General features: G+C 44.9%; 18 protein-coding genes and 1 pseudogene. 6 read left to right on the top strand and 13 right to left on the bottom strand.

The window, feature by feature from the left end; translation table 11 throughout:
• Window positions 1-332: 332 nt before the first annotated feature.
• From MNQ98_RS01880 to MNQ98_RS01860, 6 genes and pseudogenes are all read right to left on the bottom strand, one after another.
• Window positions 333-1,208 carry a DUF6612 family protein gene (locus MNQ98_RS01880; protein ID WP_241931657.1) on the bottom strand — a complete coding sequence of 292 codons (876 nt, stop codon included), beginning with the start codon at window positions 1,206-1,208 and terminating at the stop codon, window positions 333-335.
• 488 nt (window positions 1,209-1,696) lie between these two features.
• Window positions 1,697-1,831 (bottom strand): annotated as a pseudogene (locus MNQ98_RS29790) (pullulanase-associated domain-containing protein); the annotation flags it as partial.
• An 18-nt stretch (window positions 1,832-1,849) separates the two neighbouring features.
• A complete protein-coding gene (locus tag MNQ98_RS01875; RefSeq protein ID WP_241931656.1) occupies window positions 1,850-2,320 on the bottom strand; it encodes a hypothetical protein in 471 nt (156 codons plus the stop codon).
• Window positions 2,321-2,541: 221 nt separating this feature from the next.
• Window positions 2,542-3,321: an AraC family transcriptional regulator gene (locus MNQ98_RS01870; protein WP_241931655.1), complete on the bottom strand. Its 780-nt coding sequence runs from the start codon at window positions 3,319-3,321 to the stop codon at window positions 2,542-2,544.
• Between the two features lie 5 nt (window positions 3,322-3,326).
• Complete coding sequence (locus MNQ98_RS01865; RefSeq protein WP_241931654.1) at window positions 3,327-3,923, bottom strand: LysE family translocator; 597 nt, start codon at window positions 3,921-3,923, stop codon at window positions 3,327-3,329.
• Between the two features lie 219 nt (window positions 3,924-4,142).
• The gene (locus MNQ98_RS01860; protein ID WP_241931653.1) at window positions 4,143-4,793 is read right to left on the bottom strand and encodes a hypothetical protein; all 651 of its coding nucleotides are present in this window, start codon (window positions 4,791-4,793) and stop codon (window positions 4,143-4,145) included.
• Between the two features lie 158 nt (window positions 4,794-4,951).
• On the opposite strand from MNQ98_RS01860, the gene MNQ98_RS01855 reads away from it, so the two are divergent.
• Both MNQ98_RS01855 and MNQ98_RS01850 read left to right on the top strand, forming a co-directional pair.
• Window positions 4,952-5,689, top strand: a complete 738-nt coding sequence (locus tag MNQ98_RS01855) for a response regulator transcription factor (RefSeq protein WP_241931652.1) — start codon at window positions 4,952-4,954, stop codon at window positions 5,687-5,689.
• A complete protein-coding gene (locus tag MNQ98_RS01850) occupies window positions 5,667-7,022 on the top strand; it encodes a sensor histidine kinase (protein ID WP_241931651.1) in 1,356 nt (451 codons plus the stop codon). The genes MNQ98_RS01855 and MNQ98_RS01850 overlap by 23 nt, the downstream gene beginning before the upstream one ends.
• Before the next feature lie 85 nt (window positions 7,023-7,107).
• Here the strand turns inward: MNQ98_RS01850 and MNQ98_RS01845 are convergent, their stop codons facing one another.
• On the bottom strand, window positions 7,108-7,884 hold the full coding sequence (locus MNQ98_RS01845; protein ID WP_241931650.1) for a DeoR/GlpR family DNA-binding transcription regulator: 777 nt from the start codon (window positions 7,882-7,884) through the stop codon (window positions 7,108-7,110).
• Window positions 7,885-8,184: 300 nt separating this feature from the next.
• Here MNQ98_RS01845 and MNQ98_RS01840 point away from each other — a divergent pair, with 300 nt between their 5' ends.
• Window positions 8,185-9,147 carry a metallophosphoesterase family protein gene (locus MNQ98_RS01840; RefSeq protein WP_241931649.1) on the top strand — a complete coding sequence of 321 codons (963 nt, stop codon included), beginning with the start codon at window positions 8,185-8,187 and terminating at the stop codon, window positions 9,145-9,147.
• A 20-nt stretch (window positions 9,148-9,167) separates the two neighbouring features.
• A complete protein-coding gene (locus MNQ98_RS01835; protein ID WP_241931648.1) occupies window positions 9,168-10,025 on the top strand; it encodes a GRP family sugar transporter in 858 nt (285 codons plus the stop codon).
• Between the two features lie 126 nt (window positions 10,026-10,151).
• On the opposite strand, the gene MNQ98_RS01830 is transcribed toward MNQ98_RS01835, so the two are convergent.
• The 4 genes from MNQ98_RS01830 to MNQ98_RS01815 all read right to left on the bottom strand — a co-directional run bounded on the left by MNQ98_RS01830 (window position 10,152) and on the right by MNQ98_RS01815 (window position 18,892).
• Window positions 10,152-10,805 carry a response regulator gene (locus MNQ98_RS01830; protein WP_208916234.1) on the bottom strand — a complete coding sequence of 218 codons (654 nt, stop codon included), beginning with the start codon at window positions 10,803-10,805 and terminating at the stop codon, window positions 10,152-10,154.
• Window positions 10,802-15,889, bottom strand: a complete 5,088-nt coding sequence (locus tag MNQ98_RS01825) for an AAA family ATPase (RefSeq protein ID WP_241931647.1) — start codon at window positions 15,887-15,889, stop codon at window positions 10,802-10,804. The genes MNQ98_RS01830 and MNQ98_RS01825 overlap by 4 nt, the downstream gene beginning before the upstream one ends.
• A 362-nt stretch (window positions 15,890-16,251) precedes the next feature.
• Window positions 16,252-17,652 carry an MATE family efflux transporter gene (locus tag MNQ98_RS01820; RefSeq protein WP_241931646.1) on the bottom strand — a complete coding sequence of 467 codons (1,401 nt, stop codon included), beginning with the start codon at window positions 17,650-17,652 and terminating at the stop codon, window positions 16,252-16,254.
• 316 nt (window positions 17,653-17,968) lie between these two features.
• A complete protein-coding gene (locus tag MNQ98_RS01815; protein ID WP_241931645.1) occupies window positions 17,969-18,892 on the bottom strand; it encodes an ArsR/SmtB family transcription factor in 924 nt (307 codons plus the stop codon).
• Between the two features lie 149 nt (window positions 18,893-19,041).
• On the opposite strand from MNQ98_RS01815, the gene MNQ98_RS01810 reads away from it, so the two are divergent.
• Complete coding sequence (locus MNQ98_RS01810; RefSeq protein WP_241931644.1) at window positions 19,042-20,832, top strand: glycoside hydrolase family 2 protein; 1,791 nt, start codon at window positions 19,042-19,044, stop codon at window positions 20,830-20,832.
• A gap of 117 nt (window positions 20,833-20,949) precedes the next feature.
• Here MNQ98_RS01810 and MNQ98_RS01805 read toward each other — a convergent pair whose 3' ends face one another.
• Window positions 20,950-21,771 (bottom strand): MBL fold metallo-hydrolase, encoded by an 822-nt coding sequence (locus MNQ98_RS01805; RefSeq protein WP_241931643.1) that lies wholly within the window; start codon window positions 21,769-21,771, stop codon window positions 20,950-20,952.
• A 45-nt stretch (window positions 21,772-21,816) separates the two neighbouring features.
• On the bottom strand, window positions 21,817-22,659 hold the full coding sequence (locus tag MNQ98_RS01800; protein ID WP_241931642.1) for a LysR family transcriptional regulator: 843 nt from the start codon (window positions 22,657-22,659) through the stop codon (window positions 21,817-21,819).
• Window positions 22,660-22,774: 115 nt separating this feature from the next.
• Here MNQ98_RS01800 and MNQ98_RS01795 point away from each other — a divergent pair, with 115 nt between their 5' ends.
• Window positions 22,775-23,881, top strand: coding sequence for a Gfo/Idh/MocA family protein (locus tag MNQ98_RS01795; protein ID WP_241931641.1), 1,107 nt, complete (start codon window positions 22,775-22,777; stop codon window positions 23,879-23,881).
• Window positions 23,882-24,014: the final 133 nt, after the last annotated feature.

Here is a 24,014-nt window from a genome sequence, read left to right as displayed (position 1 = left end):
TTGAAAAAGCGCCATATACATGAAAAATGCCATTTTTCATTCATTTTCCACGACTAGAACGATAACTTGAAAACGATGTTGTGGAAACGCTTGCACATACCATATTATTCTTGCTTTTACTAATCGTCAAGTGTGTTTTCATGATGATAATATCTGGAAGCTGACTAGACATGTCATCATAGATCTCTTTGATCAGCATGGGAACAACCGTAAAGTTCTTGATAAACGCAAATATCGCCGATGCCATAAACATCAGCGGTATCTTACTGCCAAAAAAACGCCGTCGTCCTTAGGAAAGGACGACGGCGTCTTTTGCTTGTTCGTATTTTGGCTTAATTCGCGCTGTCGAGCGCTTCTTGCGGCACTTCGATCTTATCGACTTCGTTATGCTTGGAAAGTCCGCTAGTCATCTCCATTTCAAGAGAGACCTTCTGTCCTTCCTGTTCCATTTCCATGACCATGTTCATATCGGTCTTGGTTGGAAAATACGTATCCTTATTCATGCCAATCGTAATCTTCATGCTTTTGATATTCATTTGTTCCAGCATCGCCGCAGTTTGCTCATTTTCGCCGCCGGCTTGGCCCATGTAGGTCTTCGCCAGCTCCTTAAGGTTATCGCCGGAAACGTCGGCCGTCAGGATATACTGATCGCCTTCTTCGCTTACCTTGGCGTCTTTGGCTATGGTTCTAAACTGCTCCAACTGTTTTTCCGGTCCTTGCGTGGTCGCCTTCATGCTGTCAAGAATTTCCTGCTCCTGCTCCTTGGGAATCTGAACCCATTGGCCGTCAACCTGGGAGTAGATGCCCTTTTGCGTAATGTATTGCTTGATGTCCTGCGTTCCTTGGCCCGGCATCTCCATCTTCATTTCCTGATACATTTCCAGTGGATCCAACGTGGTATCGATTTTCATGGAAATGTTCACTTTTTGTTCCTGTTTGCTTTCCCCGGCGCTGACCACGATGTTCTGCTTAATATCGGAATCCATAGAAAAACTTTTCATCTTCTGGCTTGCCTCAGCCGATTTCTGGATTAATTCATCCACTGAAGGGGCGGCTCCCGTTTTCGTTTCGTCCGTCTTACCCGTAGCCGGCTGTTCTGCAGCAGGCGGAGTTGCTGCGCTCTCGGCCTCTTTGTCTTTGTCTTTGCTGCAAGCCGTGATCCCCATTACCAAAATTACGCTAAGTAGTCCTGCTGTCCATTTTTTCAAAACTAGTTCCTCCTAAAAATATGTAATCCTATTTCATGAATTGGTAAAGGCTGTAACGCCTGACCGAACACTATTTTACAAAATACTACCAAGCCTGACAAAAGGATAAAGTTGTAATTTTAAAATTTCATATTTATGAAGAATCCTTGCTTCTTCCGGTACCTTGACATTACACTGATGGTAAGATATAGAAGGAGCGTAACCACAATTTATTTATCACATTTTTCCATATGATTACTCTTATCAGAGCATCGCTTTAGAACAAATCAAGTTCCTTGGAACTTTCTTTGCGGAGATTTATCTTACTTTAGCTTTCCTTTTCGCGGTCATGTTTAGCTTTTTAGCAGCTTCAGCTAATTGCTTTTTGATATATGCAGGTACATCATAATGGAATTTAACTTTATTACCGTATGCCAAAATACTTTTAGATCATTTTATGGGGGCTCAAAAAGAAGAGTTAAAGTCCATGAGTGCCGTAATGACCGCTCCCATAGCCACAATCCGAAATTATCATATTTCTGATCTTCTCTTACATAGTGAATCCGCACCGTATTAGCAGGCAAATCTGCGGGTTCAAAGTTATAGACCGTGTCAGAACCTTCCTTCAGCCAGATTTCATTCATTTTATGAAAATTCAAAAGTCAGGGGGTTAAGTGAACGAGTTTTTTCAATTCAGCTGTCTCTTCCGCAAACTCAACTAGCAAAATCTCATTCTCCGTAGTACGTAAAATCATATACGGGCGCGGTCTTTCTCTCGACATAATGACATATACGTCACTGATCGTTGTATTGATACCACTAGGTTTGTGGATCAGTTTTTTCGGTGGTGCTAACGGTATCTTGACGATCATCGCCCTCGAAAGCGATGGATTTATTTCCATGACCCGACCATTCACGCTATTTAATAAGCTTTGCGCCACCGCCTGGAACGATGCGCTATTATCGAACCTTTCTACTACACGCTCTTTGTCCGTATCAAAAAGCTCTACTTGAGCCGCACCTGCAATTGGCTGTGTTACAGTTAACTGCGGAATAGCTTGGTTCGGTGAAAAAAGCAGAGTCATACAGAGAAGTAACCACATCGGAATATACCCTCCCAAATGATTTGGCATTAGTATACCCACCAATTGGAAATTGAAACAAAAGCCGCATGTTCATCGCTTTTTGTTTAAACTCAATGCTGTATGTCTTCCTAAATTTTACTCATAAAAAATCCCCTCCAAGTAAACTATAGTGCGCCTTTTTCACACGGTCTACTTAAAGGGGATCATATCAAATCCATGGCCTTTTCTTTTTAATTTAATAATGCAGCACATCTTGAGTGGTCGGCTCCTTACCTCTCCAAGTGGGACATATAATCATACGCTGTCGTTCCATACACATTCTTGAAATGACGGTTCAGGTGGGCCAAGTCTGTGAAACCGCACTGAGTAACGGCCATATATACATCCCTGCTGTCCTCGATTAACTGCTTCGCACGTTCCACCTTGCAGTTCAAATAATATTGATAAGGCGAGATTCCCATATTCGCTTTAAAGGAACGGATGAACTGAAACTTGGACATGCCGAACTGGTTGCTTAACTCATCCAGACGCAGAACATGGTCGAGATGACCGTGCATCATTTCTTTGGCCCTCTTCGTGAACATACTATCTATTTTGCCTTTTGTAAGGAACATATCGTCTGAAAAATTCCCGGCAATCCCCAGCAGCAGCTCGCTGCATAAAGCATCTGGCATATCGTTGAATATGGCCTTGGTCAAATTTAGAATGCTCTGCCCTAATCCAGCATGATACACGATCGGAGTGGAGAATCGGACAATATCCTTTTTCTGAATCAATTCCAAAAAAAGCTCAGGATGAATATAAATCATCACGTAGTCTATACCTGTTTTTTCTTGTGACCAGCCGTCATGATTTTGCTCCGGATGAAACAGCATCACACCGTTTTCGTGGGAGGCCTGCTGGCTGCCGTCAAGTTCGTACTTTTGAATTCCACGCAGGGTTACACCCAGGGCATACTCTTCATGACAGTGCATTTTATATTTGAAATCGGTAAGACTTGCTGATAGCGCAGTAATCCCTGCCGATTTTTTATATATAAAGCGCTCCATCCCTTTCACCCCTTTATGAACTCCGTGATGCCGGACACGGTAATCGCTGAATAGACCAGCAACAATGCGAGTATCGTCTGACTCGCCTTCTGATATTTTTGCATAATTCCTTGAAAAAGGGTACCACACACCGCCCAAGTCACATAAGCGGCCACCCCAATCAACGTCACAATAACTACGAATGCTGATAGTACAGGTCCCGATGTATAATACGGCATCACAAAACTTGGAATGACGGTTAGCGTAAACACAACAACCTTAGGATTCAAAAACTGCGTCAGAAAACCAGACGTAAATGAAGTAGCCTGCTTAGAGGCGTTGTTGGATACATCCATTCTGTAGATTTGATAAGCCAGGTACAGCATGAACAAGCTGCCCCCGATGCGCATGAATGACAATATAGCTGGCATCCCGGAGCCTAGTCTGCTGTTCAGGAAAACCGAGGCAGCGATTAACATGAAAAAAGCGAGCGACGCCCCGGCGATATATCGTAGTGCTTTTTTCATGCCCTCGTTCTGAACCGCCGCCAGAATGACGATGTTGGACGGACCAGGTGAGAACGCTACAACAAAACAATAAATAAAAAATGAAGAAAAATTCATGATGTTAGCTCCTTACAAGGAAATTCCCTTGCATTATAGAGCTTTTAGTCGATGGAAGAATAGTACATTATTGCAGAAAAGGGCTTCACAGGCAGCCCTTCTCCAGAAAAATTCCGGAATCATAAAACAATCCCTGTCTCAGCCGTGACTGGAACAGGGATGGTCTTATTTTCAATATCTCCTTATATGTTCTTCTTGTGAGCTTTTCTCTCTATGTCTTTACTTTGCTGTTTCGTAATCCGCGATTTGCTGCTTGTACTGTGCCAATAGCTTGTTTAAAGCTTCCTTAATCTCAGTGGCATCTTTGGATTCAGATGCGACAGATAGAGCGATTCGTGCCTTAGCGAAGGCAAGATCCGCTTCGCTAGATGATCCAGATCCTTCAGCTTCAATCGCCATTTTCTTAACCTCCACAGCTTCAGAGGAGAAGAAAACTTGATTGCTCGCTTCTCCAGCTTCCGCCGGTATGGCAATACTGTCTACAATCATCTCATCGAGATTTACTTCTATAGCTTGATCAAGTATCTCATAAGCTTGAGCGGGGGTAATGTTAGTCTTATCCATAACGGTAACAAATGAAATTCCACTCTTTTCTCCAACGATCTTCCTATATTGCTCCAGCGTCTTCTCCCACTCTTCCAGCGTATTCGGTGCGTAGGTTTTGGCTAGCTCCAAGGGATCAGCCAGTCTGCTTACAGTGGACATGGAAATCGTTAATACCTTAGCTGCCGGAGCAGAGGTGCCTTGGGTTACTGCTGTAGGGTTTGTTTCTTCGGGTACGCTAGCAGCGTTCGTTACAGCCGGGGCAGCAACCGTGGACATCAGCAAAGCGGACAGGACCAACTTTTTAATTATAGGATGATGATTCATGAATACAACACTCCTCTTCGGTTCAAATATATTACAAGTCCAAGTTTACGAAAAGGGTGTGGCAGATCATTGGCTGATTTGTGGAAAAACGATGGCACTCCTCCATAACTGATCCCAGCTTGATATACTGAATACAGAAAAATCTGGAGGTACCTTGAATGAATAAAAACTATCTCATTGCCGTAGTGGACGATGATCAACATATACGCAATCTTGTGGAAGCCTATTTGTTAAAGGAAAATTACCGAACCATCGGTCTCGGCAGTGCCGAGGAAGCATGGACTTTGTGGCAGACAAGCCCACCGGACATGTGGGTACTCGACATTATGCTTCCCGGCATGGACGGGTACGAATTTTGTAGACGAATCCGGAGTGAGGCAGAAGTGCCGATCATTATGATTTCTGCAAGAGACAATGAGGTTGACAAAATATTAGGGTTGGAGCTTGGAAGCGATGACTATCTGGTCAAGCCGTTCAGCCCCCGGGAGCTGGTAGCGCGTATTAAACGTCAGCTTCAGCGGTGGTATAAAATGAGCAGCCCCTCAGAAGGAGCAAATAGCCTAACTACATACGCTCGCCTCGAAGTGGGCCATCTCCAACTACTGCTGGAGGAAAGACGCGTATTTTGGTGTGGAGAGGAAGTAGATCTAACCAACAAGGAATTCTTAATGTTAAAAGTATTCGCCGATTCTCCGAACCGAGCTTTTACGAGAGATGAGCTACTGACATTTGTGTGGGGAGATGATTACTTCGGAAGCGACCGCGCCGTTGATCATCTGATTAAGCGGATGCGAAAAAAGTTGGAGCATGTGCCGATCGAAGCGGTATGGGGACATGGCTATCGTCTGAGAACAAAAGGGAGTGTGCAAACCGATGAAGCTGGTATATCAAATTAATTTGGTCTTTGGCATCGCACTCGTTCTAGTGCTCTCCATCACGGCTGTCGTCATCCATCATGTACTTTTAGATCATTTTATGGGAGCTCAAAAAGAAGAGTTAAAATCCATGAGTGCCGTAATGACCGCTTCCTTGAGTCAGGAAAGTGCAGCGAGTGTCCTTATCGAAGACCCAGTCGCCTCATTCCCCATTATCATCTCCCCTGCAGCTACAAGTGTTGATGCCATACTTACCGATGAGAGTGGGAGAGTATTGTCCACTTCGGTGCCTATGGATCGCTTCGAAACTATCATGGAGTCTTCAACCCCCGAAACTTCAAATCTGCAAAACATTTGGAACGGGACGGATAAACGGTTTATTACTGAAGTGAATGCCACGCCTCAAGGAACGCTGACCCTCCTTACACCTGTGAGCAAAGTCAAAGCGATTGAACAAGCTCTGCTCAAGAGGCTGCTCATCATTTTCTGTGTGGTGGGCGCGTTTATGTTCCTATTCAGTCTATTTATCACTAAAAAACTGATCAAACCACTAATGAGGCTGCAGGAAGAACTCAAAAAGGTAAAAGAGCGTCACTTTTCAGACGTTAAGCTGATCAAGGCCAGCGGAGAGATTGGGTCTGTCGCTCAATCGCTATATGATATGGCTGGTGAATTGAAACGGTACAACCATGTTCAGAAGCAATTTTTTCAAAATGCGTCCCATGAGTTAAAGACACCCCTAATGTCTATTTCCGGTTATGCTGAAGGGATCAGAGACGGCATTTTTGAAGGTGAAAGTGTCCGAAAGGGCTTAGATATTATTGTAAGTGAGAGCGGCCGGTTGAAAAACATCGTTACAGAAATAACACTGCTTGCCAAGCTGGACAGTGAGGAAGATATATTTCAACCTACGGAGGTTTGTCTGAAGGACCTGCTTATTGAAACTATTGAACGCATGAACCCTTTATTGATACAAAAAGGACTGACACTGCATACGTCGTACGATGATTATGAATCACTAACAGTTCATGCCGACAGGGAAAAGCTGTTGCAGGCGCTGCTTAATGTCGTCTCTAATGCAACCCGTTATGCGAAACAACAAATATATATTCATGCTGAAATCAAAAATAGCCGTGTTGAAATATCGGTCACCGATGATGGACCAGGAATACCGGAAGACCTGCTTCCTTATCTGTTCCAGCGATTTGTCAAAGGAAAAGACGGAGATTCGGGACTCGGACTGGCCATCTCCCGTGCAATCGTCGAGCGTTGTGGAGGGCTGATCACGGCAGGCAACCTTAGAGAAGGCGGAGCGGTGATCTCGATGAAATTCCCTGCAGTAGCACATATTTAACTGGTCTTCGCTATGAGTTCAGATTCAGGCGGAACTATTAAAAATCCAAAGCCTCAAAGGTTTTGGATTTTTAGTTGTATCCCGGTTATGCCCTCTCGCCTGTCAGAACTTCAACATCTAGCCTGTTCAGCGCATCAATCCATTCCTGGGAACAGCCTGAGTCAGTCACAATCATGGATATTTGCTCAATAGGTGCAATATGGGCAAACGTTGTAACGCCGAACTTGGAATGGTCCGCGACAACAATGGCCTCTTCCGTTCTGGACATCATTTTCCGAGACAGCAACGCTTCATCCACATTGTACTCGGTTATGCCGTCCGAGAGCGAGATGCCGCCTGCAGAAATAAACGCCTTGTTCACCTTAAACTGATCCAACAGCTGATAAGCGATAGGTCCTGTTGCCGCTTGAATGCCCATATTCACCTCGCCGCCCGCAAAAATAATTTTCCCCTGGAAATCTTCCAACGCGCACGTCAGAATTGGCACAAAGTTAGTAATGACTGTCACATCGGCACGGTCTTTAAGATGCCGCATGATTTCCAGCGTGGTTGTACCGTTATCCAGCATAACCGTTTCCCCATCCTTAACGAGGGAGGCCGCCATTTTCCCAATAGTCTGCTTCTCGCTTTGAAACATCTGGGACCTCTTTATAAACGTCGGCTCGATCCACTCGGAACGTACCTGTACAGCGCCGCCATATACTTTGCGCAGCCTTCCTTCCTTCTCCAATCGGTCCAGGTCGCGCCGGATCGTTTCCGTAGAGACATTGAATAACCCGGCAAGAGCGTGCACCTGCACTTTCCCTTCAATACTTAACTGAGCAAGAATCGTTTGCCTTCGTTCTTCATAGGTTAAGGACATATCTCTTTCCTCCTGTTATGGATATTACATTGGTTTCATGTGTATTGATGTTGTTTTTATTCAGTGTAAAGTCCTATGCTGGTTGTTGTCAAACGGCCATAGTTACGTAATCCGATCTTTACATACGCGATTTCCACACATCTTGGGGTTTATCGAATAAACATTACATTATTTTTTACTGTGTAAAAATGAATTGACAGATCCTCATTTTGATAATAAGATCAACAAGAAACCACATGAAATAACGTGAATCAACATCAACACCATATCTCATCGATTGATCGAGGGGGAAATTTTGAAATGAGTAACCAATTATCTTTTCGTCAAGACGGGACTTTTACCATTGTGCAATTTACCGATCTTCATTGGAAGGACGGAAGAGATGAGGATCAGCGCACCCGTAAATTAATGGAGCTTACCTTGGAGGCGGAGAAGCCGGATCTCGTTGTATTTACAGGGGATGTCATCTATACCGGTCCTGTCGCACCCGGCGAGTCCAAATGCAGTAATCCGTCGCAAGCTTTCCGCGATGCGGTTGCTGCGGTCGAGGAAAGCGGTATTCCGTGGGCCTGCGTATTCGGCAATCACGATACTGAAAGCGAAATCACTCGTAAAGAGCTCATGCAAGTCGTGCGATCACATCAACATACCGTAGCACAGGCGGGACCCGAGGAGCTTGCCGGCGAAGGTAACTACATACTAGAGCTTGCAGATCCGGAGGGGAAACCAGCGGCCAATCTATATTTCCTGGATTCAGGCGACTATTCTCCGCTTCAGCACGTTGAAGGCTACAACTGGATACAACGGAATCAAATTCAATGGCTGACGACCGAGTCGGCTCGATTGAATCCTCCTGAGCGGGAAAGCAAGCTTCCTGCACTCGCATTCTTTCATATCCCTGTTCCGGAATATAAGGAAGTATGGGACACCCAGATCTGCTACGGACACAAATTCGAAAACATCTGCTGCTCACCCGTAAACTCGGGGCTGTTCGCAGGGTTGCTTGAGATGGGCGACGTTATCGGCACATTTTGCGGACATGACCATATTAACGATTTCCATGGTACCTTACATGGGATACGCCTCTGCTACGGACGGGCAACCGGCTATAATACGTATGGCAGAGAAGGTATGATGCGAGGTGCGAGGGTAATTCGTCTGAACGTAGGGGAGTCTGATTTTAACACATGGCTTCGCCTCGAAGATGACTCGGTTGTAACCGAACAACCACTTCATGATCCTCATTCCTCGAATGAAGATTAACAACTAAGGGAGAAGGCCTAATGCTACTACCTATATTGCTTGTTATTGCCTCTGGTATGGCCCACGCCGTCTGGAGCCTATTCACCAAAAGAAGCCTAAACAAAAGCGTTTTTCTATGGTCCATCATGATGCTGTGCACTGTTCTGCTCCTGCCGACCTTAATTACGGAGTTGTGGCACAATCCCCTATCTGGGGGTGCGTACGCTCTGCTGCTGTTGTCTGTTATCCTGCAAGCCGTCTACTCCTGGCTATTGTCCCAGACGTATGAGCTTGGCGATTTATCGCAGATCTATCCGATTATGCGGGGGACCAGCACACTGCTCGTGCCGATCATCGGGGTGATCTTTCTCCGAGAATCGCTGTCTTTGTTTGGTTGGATCGGGATTCTCTTTATGCTCAGCGGCTTCATTATCCTTAGCGGAGTAGGATCTCGTCGCAAACACCCAGGGGCTCCAAAACAAAGCTTAAAACCTGTTCTCATGGCGCTGAGTGTCGGGCTTGTCACCACCAGTTATGTATTCGTTGATAAATTGAACCTTCAGCATATTTCACCCTTGGCACTGCTGGAAGTGACAAATATCGGTTTTGTGGCTGGCCTGACTCCACAGGTTCTCAGGTCCAAGGCACTGCGGAAGGAGTGGCAAGTTAACCGTTCAACGATTTTGCTTGGAGCTATCCTGAATCCGGGCTCCTATCTGCTGTTCCTCTTTGCCATGCAGCAAGCGCCTATGGCTCATATTAGCCCCTTACGGGAAACAGGAACGGTATTTGCCACGTTCCTCGGTATCCTGGTCCTGAAAGAGCAGCAGGGCTTGAAACGGATTGTCTGTTCCATCATCATCACCTGCGGCATCATCCTTATTGGCATGTGGGGCTGAATCGGTGCGGAGGAGTAGAGCAGCCCTCTATTAATACATTACTAAAAACGGACACCAATTGGTGTCCGTCTTATATTCTATAAAGTAAATTAATTACATTTCCGGCTAGATCGGCTTCCATAGAATTTACATAAAAGCTTGAAGTCGAATAATCGCCTGCGCCCGGTCAACCACCTCCAATTTACTATACAGATTGCTGATATAGTTGCGAGCCGTACCCTCGGCGATGTGCAGCGTATCGGCAATTTCACGATTATTCAATCCCTTGATAATGAGCCGTGCCAACTCTTCTTCGCGTTCGGTCAGCTTGATGTGACCCGCTCCGCTTCGCTGCAGGTATTCATAATCCTCCGCCAGTCGGTTCATTCTCGCTGCTAATTTGGCTGCAACGGAAGCAGGCAGAATGAATTGCCCTGATACTGTATCGCGAATCGAAGCAATCATTTTATCCGCATCCATATCTTTAAGCATATAGCCGCTTGCTCCGTGTGCCATACCTTCAACGATATAATCAGTCTCTATAAAAGTGGTCAAGATCAGAATAAACGTCTCCGGGCTGCTCCGCTTTATTCGCTTCAACGCACTAATTCCGTCCATGACAGGCATTTGAATATCGAGTAGTACCAGATCAGGATGGAGCGCCTCTACCATCTCGCAAGCCTCTTCACCGTTTTTTGCTGCGCCAATGACTTCCATATCATCTTCCAAGTCCAAAATGGTTCGGAGTCCCTCTCTTGTCAGCAGTTGATCATCGGCAATGACCATCCTTATCTTTCTCATACTTTATCCCCAATCCAGCGCATTTGGTACGGCAGATCAATCCTTAGCAGACAGCCTTGGTTAAGCCGGGAATCGATAGATAAGCTGCCTCCCAGCTGTTCAACACGTTCTTTCATCGCTTTCAATCCAAATCCCATCACAATGTTACTTGTGCCTATTCCGCAATCTTCGAGCCTAAATTGCAAATATTCTCCGACAGGCTCCAGACTAAAGCGAAACTCTGTACTTCTGCCATGCCTGATCCCATTGGTCAGACCTTCCTGAAGTGCATGATAGATCGCTTTTTTATGGGCTGTCGACATCAACTCAGGCAGTTCATAAACAGCCGTATGGATGACAACTCCCGCATTTCGTTCCGTCTCTCGAATCAGTTGATTCAACATGATGGATAGATCTGCATACTTGTCCTCTCTTAACATATGAACAGAGCCCCGGATTTCATTCAGGCTGCGCCGGACAAGATCTTGTGCCTCATTCAGCCGCTGAACACCGCTCTCCATATCCTTATAGAGCAGCCGCTTTCCAGCTTCAATCTGTAAAATCGTGGATGTAAGTGTATGTCCGACAATATCATGTATTTCCTGAGCAATTCGATTCCGTTCCTCATAAACAGAAATCTCCGCCAGAGCTGCAGACGCCTCGCGCATGGATCTCTCCAGACTACGGGTTCTCTCCTCGACCTGAATCTCCAAATTTTTCTTAAGATATTGAATGCCCGAGTAAAGCTTGGCATTTGCGATCGAGATAGCGCATTGTGAGCCAAGCAGCTTAAGCACATCCAGCCGTTGCGGGGTAAATATGCCGGGTGACAGCTTGTTCTCCAAATAGAGCAAACAAATTAAGTTGTTCTGATTCATAACGGGGAGGCAGAGAACTGATTTCAGCTCTTTTTCCCTAACATATGAATTACGCACAAACATCCCTTGGCTGGCCGCATGATGCAGCACGATCTCCTCTTGCGTTCTCGCCGCATATCCGATAATGGCTGCCGGAACAACGTCCGACTCTTCCCCAAGAGGAACGGACTCGATGTAAATCCTTTCCACCGTACCATAAGCTTCAATATTCCATCTACCTTCATGGTCGATAATGACCGCTCCGTAATCTGCTCCAGCATTGTGGAGCATAATACGCATCAGCGTAACCAGTAATCGGCTCATCTCCATCTCGCCTGATAAAGCTTGCGCAGACATGACAACAGACAAGGAATCGACGCTCTCCAATCCGGACTCTCGCTTGACGTTTAGAAGATGAGGATATTTTTGCTCCAGATCAGCTGCTTTTACCAGCGCTCCCCATTGCAAATAAGCTTCATGCGCTTCGGTCATGTAAATCTCCGCAAGATGCAGCTTTCCCTGGTGAAGACCGTGTCTGCCGTAGCACTCAGCCGTCATCGCCAAATCATGAATATGACCGTACAGACGGGCAGCCTCAATGGATTGCTCATACAGCTCTTCAGCCTGACGATTCTTACGTGACAGCCGGGCCATTTCTGCTTTGATCAGCAAATATTTATGTTGATAATTTTCCGGGCAACGAAGGGCCAATTGCTTCATTTTCTTCAGACGTATTCGCATATTCGTCCAATATACACGTTGTTCCCGGGGTGAAGCCTCATCGTATAGCTGGGCCCAGACCAGTGATTCGTAAAAATATTGAAGAGTATAGTCAACGTGGTCTTGACGCGACTCCAATATAGCACCCGATTTGATCAATGCCTCATTCGCTTCCCGATATTGACCGAATAAATAGCCGGGTAAATACTGATAAATGCAAACCAGCTCTTCGATCATATGAAACGAGTCCCCATGAACCGATTCGACAAACTCCGTTCCTCTAACATTCTCTATTTCAAATGGATCATTAGGTGAGCGATTACCCGTTAATCGAACCAGGAGCGCAACAAATATGGTACCTTGCTTACAATGAAGACTGTTATTATGTCGTAAAAAATCACCAGAATGGGAAATCAACCGATCATAAATATCTCCGAGTGGATGACCGTACTGCAGAAGTGATGCACAATTGATCAACACACTCTGATTCCCCTGCCACAGATCTCCGGATTCCAGACCCATTTGGCCGACATACTCGGTGAACGTGTTCAGCATACCCGGATCAAAACGTCGCCAGCTGTTGTAACAGAGCGAGAATGAGGTCAGTGCCATCGCATGAAATGTCGGGTACGGTTTCGATAAGCTACAAGCCAGCATGCCCCATTTGAATGTCTCGTCATCATTACGGAAGTGATAATACAGAAACATCGCATAGCCTATAAACCCGATTGAAGCCTCTGGAGTTATACCATATTCCAGCGTCAATTCGAGCATCGTGAAATTGGAGGCGAGCCAGCCCTTTCGGTTCACAAAAAAACAAGCATTGCTCGTATAGACCAATACGGACATGGCCACTTTGCGCACTTCATCAGTCATAGGAGGTAGATGTCTGAGCGAATCGATGGGGTGCTTCCGGAGTTTTCGGCTCAGCCGTAACCATTGAAAAGTCAATTGTAAAGAGTTTGGATTAAAATTATGATTCAAATTCAACAATTTCAATGTATTACGACCTAAGGAAATGACCTCTTCATAGTTATCGTTGCTCGCTTCCAGTTGGATCTTCATCACGTAGACGCGCGCCTTATCCATATTTGTCGACGCTTTGCTAATCAGCAACTGAAACAAATCATTAGCTATATCAAAATGGGCGCATAAATATTCCAACTCCGCCCTCTCCCGAAAAATTTGAAAGAAGAGCTCGTAGTTCTGATCCCAATGATCTTCCTCTAGCAATGCCGTCGCATGACGCAAATATTCGAGTGACGTCTCGTAAGCCGTTGATTGCTTCGCCTTCAAGCCCGCCTGCAGGTTGAATTTCGCCAAGTCCTGACACTGCTTGGAACATTCCATCCGCTGCACAGCCTGATTCAAATGATTAGCGACTTCGAACACGGTCACGTCATCACTGAATTCCATTCGATCCACCAGCAGTAAACCAATCTTCAGATGCAGATCGGGCCGCTCGTCCTCCGAAACAAGAGCATATGCGGCCTGATGAATGCGGACATGTTGAAATTTGTACGACTTAGCATCACTACTGCTAACTGGCTGCAACAAACGCTCCTCCACAGCACTATCCAGTACTTCCATAAGCTCCTCTACAGGCAGATCAGTAATGCTGGAGAGTGTGTCTAACTGAAATCGACTGCCCAAAAATGCAGCCCTTCCCAGTACAAACACCGTCCGGTACGATAAAATCCGCATTTTATCCAACAGGTACGCAGCTGCATTATCCGGTACGTTCATTTCCGTTATCAGCTGTATATTCCACCTCCAGCATCTGCCTGACTCGTCAAAGGTTATTTGCTTATCATCGATCAAATCCTGAAGGAATTGTTTTAGGAAAAATGGATTTCCATCCGTCTTGTGAAACAACACTTTAGCCAGTTCATCGGTATCAGCGGCTTCGTATCGCATAGCATCACTTAACCATTGCTTCAGATCGGCGAGATCAAGAGCCCTCAGCGGTATTCTATTTATCGCTATGTTGCGCTCTACAAGTTTTTTCTCCAAAATACTAATCGGATGCAGCTCCGTAATCTCCCGATCATCTCGATAAGCCAGGGCAACCAATAAATGCTTCGTTACCCTGTCCTCGAGCAGAAAAGAAAGATATTGCAGCGATGCTTCATCCGCCCACTGAACATTGTCGAAAAACAACACAAATGGTCGATCTTGATGAAAAAACAATTGAATAAACCGGTTCATAATCTGATGAAACCGTTCCTTAGCTTCCAGCGGGGGCAGCGGCTGGACAGAAGGCTGCTGGCCAATAAGAAATTCCAACCTGGGAACCAGGTCGATCAACAAAGCCCCATAACCATCCAATGCTTTTAAAATTCGCAGCTTCCAGACTTCAACCTGCAGCTTGGTCTCCATCAGCAGTTGGCTGACCAATGTATCGATCACTTGATTCCATATGTCATATGGACGTGCAGTATGATGGGGGTCAAACTTGCCCATAGCAAAAAACCCTTCAAATGGAACCACTTTTCGAAAAGTTTCTTTAATGAAGGATGTCTTCCCGATTCCACCGTTTCCGCTAACCCAGACCGTCTCCACAGTTCCGGCTGAAGCTCGCTGCAGCACTGTTCGCAAACTTCGCTGTTCGGACTGTCTTCCATAAAACTGAACCGGCACGATCCAGCGCTCCGGAATATCATGGCTTGCCAGCACAAAGGGCTCGACTTGCCCCGAGGCTTGAAGCCTCGCCACACATTCCTCGAGATCCGTCTTGATCCCAAACGCACTGGCATACCTCGCTTCTGGCATTTTTTCCATACACTTGCCGACGATGTCGGAGACGGATTGAGGTATTGAAGGAAATCTTTCATGCAGAGGCTCCGGCGTACCGGCAAGATGACGGTAGACAATGTCTACTACGTCCTGAAGCTCGAAAGGCAGCCTCCCTGACAAACATTCATATATAATGACTCCAAATGAATAAAAGTCAGAGCGGTAATCAGGTGTCACACCTGTTCTTCCCGTCTGTTCCGGGGATATATAAGAAAGCACAGTATCCGGTCGATCCATAGAAAGCGACATTAGACTCTTGCTCATATCTGTTGAACACATGCGGATATCGATCAACTTCACTTCATAGGTGGCGGGATTGACCATCAGATGAGAGGGGGTTAATTCATTTAGCGTTATATTGTCACGATGTAATTGCATAAGGCACTCGGCAGCAGCTGCGGCAATACGGAGCCGGGCAGATAGATCTAACGTATTTGCATGTGAACGCAATACCCGATCGAGAGTGCTTCCCTCCATATCTTGTAAGAGCAGAACAGGTCGATCTGCCATGATCTCCAGGCTATAAACCTCAACTACTCCCCGGCCGCCCAATTTTCTTAGCATGTCATACTCGTATCGAAAGGCGTCAACCATGACAGGTCCCGGGTATTCGTCACATGTCGTCTTGGCTATAACCATTCGTCCGTCCTCGTAACGCATCAATCTGTACAGCTTTATGTCACCGCTATTACCTATTACGCCCAATGTTCGGTACCCTGGCATCTCAAACATATATCGCACTCCCTAGCTCCAAATAGGTAGACAGAACGTTCAAGATCATAATTAACAAATTAATACTATTATACATTGGAACTTGCAGATGATGATCACATCATCTAACAATACATTCTAATCATAATGCAATGCTAATTCGACAAATAGTGAGCATTGTCATCATTGTTGTCATATGACATCTATCATATTTTGCTAAAATATAGGTTTATTCCCCAGGAAATAGGGACTATGAACATTAACCCTCCCTTAATACGCAAAGAAAAAGAGCACCTTGATCGGTGCTCTGACGATTCACTTTCACTTGATTAGCTTCTATACCATTGTTGGTCCTACCCAAGTTTCCCCTTTTTTCAAACCACTTAAATGAGCTTATGCGCATACCACTTCTTCCCGCGGAAACGCCACAGGAAGATCGCGCCGCGCACGCCCCATTCACAGTTCATCGCCAGCCAGACGCCAAGAATGCCAATGCCCAGAACGATGCCCAGAATATATCCAAGCACGACCCGGAACAGCCACATTGTCAACATCGAGGTGATTGAGGTGAATCGTGAGTCACCTGCCGCCCGGAGCGCTGAAGGTAGAATAAAGCTAATGGACCACAGCGGAACCTGCACAATGGCATTGATCAAGAGGAGCCAGAAGATATCATCTACAATCTCAGCGGGAGGATCGAATAAACCCACTAGAGGCTGGAAGAACGGCATTAGAATCAAACCAACCAGCGCCAGGGAGCAGGATCCCAACACGAGAAAAGATTTGATGAACTTTCGCGCATCCGCGATATTCCCTCGTCCGATGCATTGACCGACAACCGTTACAACGGTTAGAGATAAGGCACTGGCGGGGATCTGAAACACACCGGCGAGAGAAGATCCGATGGCATTGGTTGCAATGGCATACGTACCCAAACTGACGATGAACACCTGAGTTAATAATTTCCCTCCGTTAAAAAACATCTGTTCCGCAGCAAACGGAAGGCCGATGAACATAATTTTACGGAGCATGGACAGCGGAAAGTGAAACAAATCGCGAACGCGTAGATGCAGTGTAGCATCCACTTTGAACAAATAATATAGGGCGCAGACAGCCCCCGCATAACGGGCGATGTTCACGGCGAGAGTCATCCCCATTACACCCATATTCAGATAATTGATAAAAACGATGTTCAGCAAAACGTACAGTACGTTCATAATCAACGATAGGGCCAGCGATGCCCGGGTCTTTCCGATCCCTCGGAGTGCACCGCAAACCGCTTGAACAACCGCTATGCCCACAAAGGAAGCACTGCTCCCGATCAGATAAATCCTGGCACTGTCCAACACATCTGACGAGGCCGAGCCAAACAAAATATTAAGCACCGGGTTGTGCATCCCCATGATCAGCAGACCAATTCCCAAGGCGATCAGGGCAACCGAGGTTACGGTGCTAGCAGAAGCCCGGGACACCATCAAGTCATTGCCGCTTCCTTTATACTGAGCCACCACAACCGTCCCCCCGGTCGCTACAGCCACAAACACATTGATCAGAAAAATGTTCAGTGAATCGACCATATTCACCGCACTGACCGCCGCCACCCCTGACGAACTGATCATGGCCGTATTCACTAGATTTAACCCGATGATAAAGGCCTGGTCGATCAGAATCGGAAGAAACAAGGCAAAAATCTGCCGGTAATCCATCGACTCCCCAGAAAAATATTTATTCAAAATACCATTCATTTGCATTTGCATTCGTCTACGAAGCTGATTCAAAGTCATCACATTCTTTTCGTTTAAATCAAGCAGAAACGGCTTGCTGTCCTTATTAAGACAGCGGCCGTTTCTGCAAGAAATATAAAAAAGTATAAGTCCAGACTTATACTTTTTTATATTTGGAAAAAACTCTTCATCCGAAGAGCTTCTAATAACGGTAATCATGAATTTATATCACAAGGATGAGCCTCTCACGAGAGTGATCCCTTTTACCCCAGCATTTGATTGGAGGATATCACTGTAGCTGGATTCTGTCAATGAAACAAACTATACGTTCACCTCATGATAGTGAACGGCTCTTCTAAATAGCCTTCCGTCTCTCCTATTGATATTCCCACGTCACTTCAATGTCCTGATCATAATTACCGAAGCCACGGCCGAACAGACTGACGCCTCCGGGATGCCTAGCCGAAGCGAGCGAAGCAATTCGCAGTCGGATATCCTGGTTGCTCCCAATCGCAAGCTCACGTATTGAGAGATCAGACATGCGGACGCCATCGAGAAAAGTTCCTTCATGTGTAACAAGCAACGTCTTCAACAGTCCATACTGCGTCGATTTCTCCGTCCACCATGGAGGGGAATACCTCCCTTTCTTATCACCAAAATCACCTGGACAGGTCCAAGTGAGCAGTTCCTTCCCATTTAGCGAAAATGTAATATCCGATGGCCAATCCTCATTAAAGCCCGGAGCCTCCGAACACAATTCCAACGAAATGCGTAGACTGGATAGCTTCTCAGTCGACACCGAGTAGTTCGGCAGTCTGTATTCAACATATCCGCTTGCCAACCAGAGATGACCTGCTTTCACATGTTCAGGGTCCGCAAAATACCGCGGATCATCCACGATCCCAATCAGCTTGTCCCTTGAAGCCAAACCGCAGGTTGGCGTGATCTGATAATCGACATACTGGCCTATCGGAATCGAGCATGTATCACCAGTGGTTGCTGAGGTCGTTGCTTCATCTGGAACAGTAGAGTTCTGAAACTGTAGTTCTACTTGCGTAAGCTTCAGGGAGCAGCGCTTCTGCACACCCCGAATTCCCGGTACATTCTCTGTTTGAACAATGCCTGCTTCCTCCAGCTTCTGAATATGCTTCGTTATAATAGCGGAAGAGAACTGCAGCTTCTCTGCAAGATCCTTAATGTTATGCGGCCCCTGCCGTAAATAATCAATGATGCGAAGTCGTGTCTCAGAGCCAAGGCTTTCATAGAAAGCCAACTGCTCGATACTTACTGGTATTTTCATAGTAGAGCTCCTTTCCAGCCCATTATATAACTTTAAAGTTAATTAAACAACTTGATGATTGACAAAACAAACAAAAGGGCTATAATGCAAAATAAAGTGAACTTAATTATTTATTATTAACTTTTTAGTTAATGAAAGGAGTTTCACAAATGAATTCAACAATTTCACAACAACCACAACCAAGACCCGAACATCCACAGCCGCAATGGGAACGTAAACAATGGCTCAACCTGAATGGCGAATGGGAGTTTGAGATGGACGATCAGCGAACAGGTGATTTGAATCGCTTGTATGCGCAGGAGCAGTCGCTCAGCGACCGGATTCAAGTACCCTATTGTTACCAGAGCAAGTTGAGCGGAATTGCTGCCACAGGCATTCACGATCTGGTCTGGTACCGTAAATCCTTTACTCTACCGGCAGACTGGACTTCGAAGCAGGTTCTGCTGCATTTCGGTGCAGTTGATTATAAAGCAGATGTATGGGTGAATGGACAGCATGTCGTTTCACATGAAGGAGGACATACTCCATTTTTCGCAAATATCACACATACGCTGCAGGATGGGAACAATATTATTACCGTAAGAGCTGAGGATTACAGCAAAGATAATGCTTTGCCGCGCGGTAAACAGTACTGGAAGGAAAAGTCGGAATCGATCTTCTATACGAGTACGACTGGCATATGGCAGACCGTGTGGCTGGAAGCTGTAAACCCCGTCCACATGGACAAAGTAAAGTTTACCCCTGACATCGATCGCAACGAGGTTCAGTATCGACTGTATGTGAATGGATTAACCTCACTTGCAAGAGCGTCTAAAGTTGAGGCCTGCTTCACGATAACTTTTAACGGCGAGATCATGGCAGAACATAAGATCCGTGTAAACCATAGTGAAGAGTGGGGCTCTATCGGCTTGAGCAATGATTACAACAATCGTGGAGGAGAATATCATTGGACACCGGAGAATCCCAATCTTCTGGATGTGTCTCTCCAACTTTTTGTGGATGGCCAAGTGACAGATGAAGTAGCAAGCTATTTAGGCATGCGCAAGGTCTCTATCCAGTATGGCAAGCTGAGCCTGAACAATCATCCTTATACGATGCGGCTCGTGTTGGACCAGGGATATTTTCCAGATGGACTATTGACAGCTCCGACTGATGCAGACCTTATCAAGGATATCGAGCTGACAAAAGCTATGGGTTTTAACGGCGTGCGCAAGCATCAAAAGACAGAGGATCCTCGCTTCCTGTACTGGGCAGACCGAATGGGACTTCTCGTTTGGGGAGAAGCGGCTAACGCGTATCAGTTTACACCTACGTACGTTAACCGTTTTATGCATGAATGGCAGGAGATCATCGAACGGGACTACAATCACCCTAGTGTCGTGGTCTGGGTACCGATAAATGAAAGTTGGGGCATTCCACTAGCAAAGACAGATGCATGTCAACAGCACCACGGTCTTGCTATGTATCACATCACGAAGTCGCTCGATCCTACAAGACCGGTCATTTTTAACGATGGCTGGGAGATGATGACGACCGATATTGTCGGCATTCACGATTATGAGTGGAGAGAACAAGTACTGTCTGAGCGATATGCTACAGTAGAGAGCACGATCCAATACTCACCTTCTAATAATCCTTTATTCGTGGGTGGTGCACAGTATGAAGGGCAGCCGATATTAGTGACTGAGTTTGGCGGAATTAAATTTAAGAAGAGTGAATGGGAAGGCTGGGGATACTCAGGCGCAGAAGATGATGAAGATTTCAAGGCGCGCCTGCAGGCCGTGATTCGTCCACTTTACCTCTCTCCAGTCGTTCAAGGCTTCTGTTATACACAGCTAACCGATGTGGAGCAGGAGATCAATGGATTGCTAACCTATGATCGTGAGCCCAAGCTTCCCCTGGAGGTTATTCATCAGATCGTAACGGGTCAAGGGCTGTAATACAACAATTGTACGATATAAAAGGAACCCCGGAGCACAGTATCAGTCTGTGATGCAAGCCGAGGTTCCTTTGTTTTGAATTTACCGTTAGTCATCAAAGTTAACATAAAACATTAGTTACTCACCCATGAACTCACTTCTAATAATACTTACATTTTCCTTGTGACAGGCTGTGGTAAAGGCGGATAAGAAGGCGTGCTCTTTATACAGCGCATCAAGAACGCTCTCATTGTTCGTAAGGACCGCCTCACAAAGTCGGTCTAAGTAATCCGATGCCGTATCCAAGCGTCTCTTCATCTCTGACGAATCAGCAGTCATCTGCCCATGACCTGGTACAAGCAATTGAATGGAATGATCAGCGAAAATACGCTCCACCTTCTCCAGCGTGTGCATATACGCCTTCGCGCTTTGATAAATAAATGGCAGTTCAAAATTCGATAAATAATCTCCAGCAATCATGATCCCAAGCGGTTCAATGACGGTAATTACTCCGTCTTCCGTATGTCCCGGAGCTAGATAGAAAGTCATCGTAGTGTCACCTAGAGGAAGCTGCTGGCCATCCTCATGAATCACAATGTCGACCCTTGGAAATTCAATCGGATAGTTCCGGCTAATATAATGTTTGTTATCGAACTCTCGGATCATTTGAAGCGTCTGCTCTTTCTCCGATTGATGATGCAGCCCGCTACTACCAATCACTCTCGCATCAGGAAACGCTTGATAGCCAATAATATGATCGAAATCCCCGTGCGTAAAGAGAAGATAAGTGTCCCGTTCCCCTTTGATCGTATTTACATATTGCTTGGTCGCCTCTACTTCGTCCGGAAGCCAGTTCGGGTCTACGATGAGTACCATTTCCTTCGTTTGAATTACCGTCGAGGTCGTCTGATATAATGCGCTCTGGAATACCGTTACATGTTCACTTCGGTATTGAATCAAGAGTATCTCTCCTTTCATTTACAAAACCTGAGCATAGGGTCACCATTAATCCGCAGTTACGATCATATTCATTAATTGCTGCTCAATCCCTGTAATTGTATGGTTCTTTCTATAACAGATGAATTTTTCAATTTCACAATATCTATGATCTATCACTTTATAATTCCTTACTCCTAACGCAGCCGTATCCGATTCTGGAATCAAAGTTACCCCCATTCCAAGTTGACACATGTTAATCATAGATTCCAAGGCAGCAATTTGAACAAAATCCGATCTAATTACCTGACGATCTTCAAGTAATAAATCAAATATTTTTTTATAATAACAATTTTCAGAAGAAATGATTAGATTATTATTTTTCAAAATCTCCTCAAGCGGCTTATCCAAGTTTTTACCGATTAGCACTAGTTTTTCAGTTCCATATTTTTTGTAATGAAGCGATTTAACGTCCGTCTTTCCCACTAGAAATCCAATATCAATCATTCCGTTTACGAGTTCTTCTTCAATTTTTGGTGTGCTCCCTGTTTTTATGGTAACCGTCAAATTTTCATATTTTTCATATAATACTTTCATTGTATCATCGAAGTTTGTAGGATTTTTACTTACCATTAACCCAAGTTTGAGCGAAAGGCTTTCTTCATTCATCATGCTTCTGGTTTCTTCCCATAGTAATACGATTTTCTTGAACTGAGCATAGAGTTTTTTCCCGTTTTCATTCAACTCCATCCCTCTTGGCTTTCTATAAAAAAGTTCCGTGTTGAACTCACTTTCAATTTTTTTGATTTTTGCTGTCATATTGGATTGCAGCTGAAGCAGTTCTTTCGCAGCAAGTGAAATACTCTTATGTTCTGCAACGGTAATAAAAGCCCTCATATTTTCAATGTCCAAATGGTTTCATCCTCTTTATATCAATTTATTTGATACGTTCATCAAATAAAAACATTATTTTTGATATCTAGAAAATATTATACTACTATTAACAAAGATACGGGAGGAACTCTCTATGGAAAACAAAATAATCAAAGTAGGCATTATCGGAGGCTCCATTCGAAATCGATGGGCCAGTGCTACACATATCCCCGCTTTAATCAAAAGTGGGCATCATCAAATTACGGCCATTGCGACAACGAATATGGAGTCAGCTAAAGAATCAGCTAATCAAATTGGAGAAATCGAAGCGTATGATAATTATAAAAAAATGCTCGCATCTAATAATGTAGATATGGTCATTGTCAGCGTAAAGGCCCCTTTTCACAAGGAAATTGTGCTGGACACCATTCGAGCAAATAAACATATTTATTGTGAATGGCCCCTCGCCGTAGGTACAGATGAAGTAGAATCCATCATGGAAGAACTGAAACAATCCACGATCAAACATGCGATTGGTTTACAATCACGCCAGGCAGATGAAGTGAAACTTGTTAAAGATATGATAGATAACAATGAAATCGGAAGCATTCTATCGATAAATATGAAAGTTTCCACACATGCAAAAGGAAATTGGGTGGATCAAGCCGGTAGTTATATCCTTGATCGAGGAAACGGAGCCACATTATTAACCATTAATGGTGGACATGCTTTAGATGTAGTAACTTTCATTTTCGGACATTTTACTGAAGTTCAAGCAAATCACCATACACATTATACAGAGGCTCGTATTATAGATAACGATAGTACGATCAACAAAAACATAGAAGATCAATATTTGATTAGCGGAAAAATCAATAACCATATCCCCGTCGTCGTCCATCTGCAAGGTGGGGCTTATCCTCAATTCCTTTTAGAAATACAAGGAGAACGAGGGATCATCAGACTCTACCAAAATCAATCCATCGGACATCCGCAATATGGCGGGTTGAGTATTTCGTTAGCTAAATATGATTCAACACAAATTATTACCACCAGTCAAAATGATGACTTTACTGTTCTACTAGAAGACAATAAAGAAGTGCCTTTCACAAATGTATGTAGAGCACACCAATCCTTCGCTAAAGATATACTACTGAATACAAATGAAACCCCAGATTTTCATCATGCTTCGTATTTGCATCGATTGATAACTGCCATAGAAGTATCAGCAGAAACAGGGGAAAGAATTAGTATAGAATAATGGACGTTGAGCGCTGCCGGATAGCAGCGCTCTTTCTTATTAAAAAAATTAGATTCCTCCACAGTTGCTCTGTATCTAAGTTATTTATTCCTTAGGTCAGCGATTGGAGTCTAGTCCAACAGAAATTAATTAT

Source organism: Paenibacillus sp. N3/727 (assembly GCF_022637315.1).
Lineage (GTDB): Bacteria > Bacillota > Bacilli > Paenibacillales > Paenibacillaceae > Paenibacillus_AQ > Paenibacillus_AQ uliginis.
This window is presented reverse-complemented; position numbering and strand designations above follow the sequence as displayed.

Coding starts and splice junctions, on each gene's coding strand:
- MNQ98_RS01875 (WP_241931656.1), bottom strand. CDS start 2,320: ATGCCAAATCATTTGGGAGGGTATATTCCGATGTGGTTACTTCTCTGT.
- MNQ98_RS01870 (WP_241931655.1), bottom strand. CDS start 3,321: ATGGAGCGCTTTATATATAAAAAATCGGCAGGGATTACTGCGCTATCA.
- MNQ98_RS01865 (WP_241931654.1), bottom strand. CDS start 3,923: ATGAATTTTTCTTCATTTTTTATTTATTGTTTTGTTGTAGCGTTCTCA.
- MNQ98_RS01860 (WP_241931653.1), bottom strand. CDS start 4,793: ATGAATCATCATCCTATAATTAAAAAGTTGGTCCTGTCCGCTTTGCTG.
- MNQ98_RS01855 (WP_241931652.1), top strand. CDS start 4,952: ATGAATAAAAACTATCTCATTGCCGTAGTGGACGATGATCAACATATA.
- MNQ98_RS01850 (WP_241931651.1), top strand. CDS start 5,667: ATGAAGCTGGTATATCAAATTAATTTGGTCTTTGGCATCGCACTCGTT.
- MNQ98_RS01845 (WP_241931650.1), bottom strand. CDS start 7,884: ATGTCCTTAACCTATGAAGAACGAAGGCAAACGATTCTTGCTCAGTTA.
- MNQ98_RS01840 (WP_241931649.1), top strand. CDS start 8,185: ATGAGTAACCAATTATCTTTTCGTCAAGACGGGACTTTTACCATTGTG.
- MNQ98_RS01835 (WP_241931648.1), top strand. CDS start 9,168: ATGCTACTACCTATATTGCTTGTTATTGCCTCTGGTATGGCCCACGCC.
- MNQ98_RS01830 (WP_208916234.1), bottom strand. CDS start 10,805: ATGAGAAAGATAAGGATGGTCATTGCCGATGATCAACTGCTGACAAGA.
- MNQ98_RS01825 (WP_241931647.1), bottom strand. CDS start 15,889: ATGTTTGAGATGCCAGGGTACCGAACATTGGGCGTAATAGGTAATAGC.
- MNQ98_RS01820 (WP_241931646.1), bottom strand. CDS start 17,652: ATGACTTTGAATCAGCTTCGTAGACGAATGCAAATGCAAATGAATGGT.
- MNQ98_RS01815 (WP_241931645.1), bottom strand. CDS start 18,892: ATGAAAATACCAGTAAGTATCGAGCAGTTGGCTTTCTATGAAAGCCTT.
- MNQ98_RS01810 (WP_241931644.1), top strand. CDS start 19,042: ATGAATTCAACAATTTCACAACAACCACAACCAAGACCCGAACATCCA.
- MNQ98_RS01795 (WP_241931641.1), top strand. CDS start 22,775: ATGGAAAACAAAATAATCAAAGTAGGCATTATCGGAGGCTCCATTCGA.